Source organism: uncultured Dubosiella sp., from assembly GCF_964018005.1.
Classification (GTDB): domain Bacteria; phylum Bacillota_I; class Bacilli_A; order Erysipelotrichales; family Erysipelotrichaceae; genus Dubosiella; species Dubosiella muris.
In genome coordinates this window covers 1-4,791 of the sequence record NZ_CAXHOA010000040.1, presented here as the reverse complement: position 1 = coordinate 4,791, position 4,791 = coordinate 1, and the positions used below count along the sequence as shown (strand labels likewise).

Annotated in this window: 4 protein-coding genes; 3 read left to right on the top strand and 1 reads right to left on the bottom strand. The window is 52.4% G+C overall.

Annotated features, from left to right (window positions below; all coding sequences use genetic code 11):
* Nucleotides 1-36: 36 nt before the first annotated feature.
* On the bottom strand, nt 37-633 hold the full coding sequence (locus tag ABNS49_RS13550; RefSeq protein ID WP_135981110.1) for a YcxB family protein: 597 nt from the start codon (nt 631-633) through the stop codon (nt 37-39).
* Nucleotides 634-843: 210 nt separating this feature from the next.
* Here ABNS49_RS13550 and ABNS49_RS13545 point away from each other — a divergent pair, with 210 nt between their 5' ends.
* The 3 genes from ABNS49_RS13545 to ABNS49_RS13535 form a co-directional block, all read left to right on the top strand.
* A complete protein-coding gene (locus tag ABNS49_RS13545) occupies nt 844-2,487 on the top strand; it encodes a tellurite resistance TerB C-terminal domain-containing protein (protein WP_135981109.1) in 1,644 nt (547 codons plus the stop codon).
* Nucleotides 2,481-3,770 (top strand): ATP-binding protein, encoded by a 1,290-nt coding sequence (locus ABNS49_RS13540; RefSeq protein WP_288342073.1) that lies wholly within the window; start codon nt 2,481-2,483, stop codon nt 3,768-3,770. The genes ABNS49_RS13545 and ABNS49_RS13540 overlap by 7 nt, the downstream gene beginning before the upstream one ends.
* Nucleotides 3,770-4,791: DEAD/DEAH box helicase (locus ABNS49_RS13535; protein ID WP_348688280.1), on the top strand; the 1,022-nt coding region annotated here is incomplete at its 3' end. The genes ABNS49_RS13540 and ABNS49_RS13535, both read left to right, overlap by 1 nt.

Here is a 4,791-nt window from a genome sequence, read left to right as displayed (position 1 = left end):
TCGACAACAAATCAAGCAATAATATTTCAAACTATTTCATAATTTTATACTTGACTTCCTATATAGTTGTCTTTCCTGATTCATCTGCATAAGAACACGCATCATACGAAACCGGCTTTTTCGATCGACATGGTGCGCTTCTAAAAACTGCTTTAACGCGTGTTTCTTTTTCGCGTCAAAACTGCCAATATAAAACGGAACGATTTGTAAACCGGAGTTTTTCACCATCAGCAATACGTAATTCCGGGACATACGGTAGCCGACGATCTCGGGCCACGAAAACATCTGCTTTGCCGCGCCCTTTTCGGTTTGGGCCGTCATTTCAAATCCATGTTCATCAAGCTGATAGAAAGCCATCTTTTGTTCCGGACTCAGCTGTGCGTCCGCCATGTTCGCCTGCTTGCCAAAATCGAACCACGATTTGACAATGAAGAAAATATAGAAGGGAATGAAAATACAAATTCCAATAGTTCCGGTTACTCCGGTTCCTCCTGGAGTCGCATTGACCCAAAGCATCCCAATAACCACGAAACATAAGACCAGTGTTCGAAAATAGTTTTCCCCGATCCAGCTCAATTCAAATAATTGTGCCTGGAGATTTTGTGGTGTCCATTCCCATTGCGATTGAAACATGGATATTTTCTCCTTATGCAGTAAATATAATGCTTTACTTATTATATTTTTTATTTTGATTTAAGCTAAGCTTAACGTTATAGAACGGATACGTCAAGTTTTTTATAGTTTTGACTGTCACTTTTTACATAAGCAAAGGTTTTAGCTTCTTTTTCTACCGTTTCGTTCACCTCGTTATTCTTTTTCCCCGTTTCGCTCTACAATGAATTTATGATTGATGTCACAAACATTTCACCATCCCCGATTCATCCCGAAGCCAAGGAGAAAATACAGGAGAAGCCGGCTCCGGATTCTAAGCTTCAAGAGGAAAACGAGTTTCTTGCCAAAATCGACCCGAATTACGTATGGATGGATTCCAATCCGCAAGTCCGGGAAGGGGCGAAAACTCTCTATCTCGCCTTATGCGCCTGGCTTGAATCGAAAATCAATAGGGAAGCGTGCGCCAACGCGACCTGGATCGAATTCGCGCTTTTAAGCTTTGACCACGCGCTTCACCGCTATGAAAACCGGCACTATCGCATTTCTCTGGACAGCTACTCGTATATGCGCATCGAAAAATTGTACGGCGTCACGCTGCAACGGGAAATGTATCATTTTCTGCTTACGCAAGAACACGCGCTTCCCCAACCGGACGCGGCGTCCATCGAACGCTACGCGATGCTGGAATCCGGGTGGATCCCGGTATGGTGGGACCGCGACGGACAGCTGCGGGCGCAGGAAATCGTGACGTGGCAGGAAGCGATGCTTTTGGATATGACGCCGTATCGCAATTCGACATTGTTCAAGTATCCGCCTACCGCCAAGCTCATCGTGAAAGTGTATTTGACGCTCATTCATGCGCTGCTGGACAACGAGGGTGTTTTTCCAAAGCGCAGCGCGATCCGCAATCGTCTGGAACCGCTTATAAACGGAGAGATTCACCGACAGAAGCGAAGCTACGCGTTCAAAAACTTTTTGCGCCAGCTCTTAAAGGTCGGCGAAAATGTCGTCCGCCGCCAGCTTCCGCCTTCGGCAGCGACCAAGCCGCTCGCCGAGGACAAGGAGCTGGAAGCGTTGAAAAAACGCTTTTTAAAAAAGGGAATCCAAATTTTCGAGCAGACGCTGGCCGCGCAAAACGAGCTTGTGGACGACAAGGACATTGACGAGCTGATCGTCTGCCTGCAAGCCGACCACGCGCCTTCGTGGCCGTTCGTGCTCGAAAAGGTGCGCCGCGCCGATCCGGCCGGCCGGGTCGCGTGGCTCGAACGCCAAAAAAACGAGCCGGATTTCGAACGGCTGCTAAAAGAAATGCTCAAACAGGACGTCCCCCTTCAGCTTTTGGCGCTTTTTCTGCTTATCCAAAGAAAGTCCACACCCGCCCTTCAAAAACAAGTCAAAGCGCTTTTGGCCCCGGGCCGGTTCGCGGACTTTGCCCGTTTGCTCGAGCGGCCGTTGTCGCTTTCGACCTACGACGCCCTGCTCGCTTTGCGCCAGCCGCTTCGAAAACAAATCCAGCTCGATCCCGACCAGCTCGTCCGCTCAAAGGAAGATTTGGAAGACACGATTCGCAAAATCGAGGCGTTTTTGCCCGAGGAGCCAATCGAAGAAAAGGAACCGGCCTTGGCACCGGAAAAGGACGACACCCCTTCATGGAACGAGCAAAATCTCGTGCTCCGGCTCTTGCAAGGACCGCTTTCGATGGAGGCGCTCGAAGACATCGCCCGCCAGCAAAACACGTTCCCGCAAGCGCTGATCGACGCCGTCAACGAGGCGTATTTTTCAATCGTCAACGACGCGATTTTGATGGAGGAAGATGGAGAACTCAAAATCGACCCGTATTATGAAGATCTTGTAAAGGAGGCTTTGCCATGTTAAATATCAATCCCAAAGAAGCGCATCAAATCATTGCGTCGCTGGAAGGGGGCGTCGTGCCCAGCCGCGGCATCCGTCATCTTCTCGTCGGCCGAAGGCAGGAAGTGGACGAAATTCTTTCCACGCTCGAACGCGTCAAAGACGGCGCCAGCGACATCCGCTTTTGGGTCGGGGACTTTGGCAGCGGCAAAAGCTTCATGCTCCAAACGATCGACACGTTCGCGCTCGAAAAGGATTTTGTGGTATCCACGGTAGACTTAAGTCCAACGCGCGCGTTTTACGCATCCAACGGAAAGGCCCGGGCGCTGTATCGGGAGATCATGAACAACTTGCACATCAAGACGTGCCAGGATCGTTCCTGTCTGGAAATCGTGTTGCAAAAATGGATCACGCGGTTGCGCGAAGAGTGGGAACCGGAAAACGGACCGCTCGTGTTTGAGATTTTGCAGGCAATCGAGCGGACGTTCGACACGTTCAAAGTACCGCTGATGGCGTATGACTTCGGCAAGGCGGTGGCCGCCTACGCCCAAGGCATGCTCAACGAGGATCGCGAGCAGAAAATCCAGGCGCTGCGCTGGCTGCGGGCGGAAACCGACACGAAAACCGAGGCGAAAAAAACGCTGGGCATTGGAACGATCATCAACGACACGAACTGGTTCGACGCTTTGAAAACGTTCGACGAGCTCGTGGTAAAAATCGGATACGCCGGCCTTGTCGTCAACTTTGACGAGCTCGTCAATGTGTACAAGCTGCCAAGAAGCCAGACGCGGGCAAGCAATTATGAAATGATTTTGAACATGTACAACGAATGCAAGACAGGACGCGTCCAGCATTTGTTTTTAAACTTTGGCGCGACGCGAAAAACGATATACGATTCCTACCGGGGGCTTTCAAGCTATCGGGCGCTGGCCGGCCGGCTCGGCGCGGAACAAAAGGAAACCGGGCTGGTCAACACGAACCGCACCGTCCTGGCGCTCAAACCGTTGACACCCGAGGAAATCTACACGCTGCTGGAGCACTTGCTGGCAGTCTACAAAGCGCGCTACCATTGCGATGTTTCCGTTTCCTACGAGCAGCTGCGCCGCTATATGGAAGAACAACTCAACCGGCCGGGCGCCGACGAGTTTTTGACGCCCCGCGCGGTCATCAAGGATTTTCTGGAGCTTTTGGATTTGAAACGCCAAAATCCGGAGCGCTCGTTTGACAGCTTGCTTGAATCCAAGTTTGGCGGCCGGCCGGTCACCAGGGACGCGGATGATCACGACGACTCGCTCGAGGTGTTTTAATGGACGCCTATGCCATGCTTTCCCGGCCGATCCGGGAATACATTTACGAGCAAGGCTGGCCCGCGCTGACAAAGATCCAGGAAGGCGCGATTCGCTACGCCAAGCAAACAACCGCCAATCTCGTGCTGGCGGCGCCAACCGCGTCCGGCAAGACAGAAGCCGCCTTTTTGCCAGCCATTGACGCCGTCGAAAAATTTCAAACCGGCATCCGCATCGTGTACGTGTCGCCTCTGGTCGCGCTCATCAACGACCAGTTCAAACGCCTGAGCGCCTTGTGTCAGACGCTGGACATTCCCGTTTTTCAGTGGCATAAAGACGTGTCAGCCACCCGGAAAAAACGACTCGTCAAAGAACCGCGCGGGATTTTGCTCATAACGCCCGAGTCGATCGAAGCCATTTTGACGATCCATCCCGAATTCGTTTCGCGCCTGTTTTCCAAGGTGGAGTGGGTGCTTGTCGACGAGATCCACAGCTTTATCGGCAACGACCGTGGCTACCAGCTGCGCTCGCTGCTCGAACGCCTCCAGCAGGCGATGGACAACGAGCCCCGCTATGTGGCCATGTCCGCCACGCTGGGAGAAACGGATCGGACGTTTGTCAAATCGTTTTTCTTCAACCGGCGGGAAACGCTTGTCCTGGTGGATCGAACGCAAAAGGAACTGGAGTACACGCTCGACTTCGTACCGCCCACCGGCGACTACAAGCGGGATTTTGATCGGGTGGCCCAAAAGGTGTACGAACGTTCCCGGACGCGGTCGCTGCTGGTGTTCGCCAATTCCAGACACACGGTGGAGGATTTCGCGCTTCGCTTGCGAAAATGGGGCGTCGAAGACCGGCTGCCCATCGACTATTTCGCCCATTATTCGAATTTGAGCAAGGCGCTGAAGCGAAGCGCGGAAGTGTTCGCGAAAGAGGAAGGCAAGCCGTTTACGATTTGTTGTACGAGCACGTTGGAACTTGGCATCGACATTGGGGCCGTCGACGAGGTTGTGCAATACGACGCGCCCATGAGTGTTTCCTC

What these genes read in the sequence shown, in the direction of transcription:
- ABNS49_RS13540 (WP_288342073.1), top strand. Translation starts at nt 2,481, where the DNA reads ATGTTAAATATCAATCCCAAAGAAGCGCATCAAATCATTGCGTCGCTG.
- ABNS49_RS13545 (WP_135981109.1), top strand. Translation starts at nt 844, where the DNA reads ATGATTGATGTCACAAACATTTCACCATCCCCGATTCATCCCGAAGCC.
- ABNS49_RS13550 (WP_135981110.1), bottom strand. Translation starts at nt 633, where the DNA reads ATGTTTCAATCGCAATGGGAATGGACACCACAAAATCTCCAGGCACAA.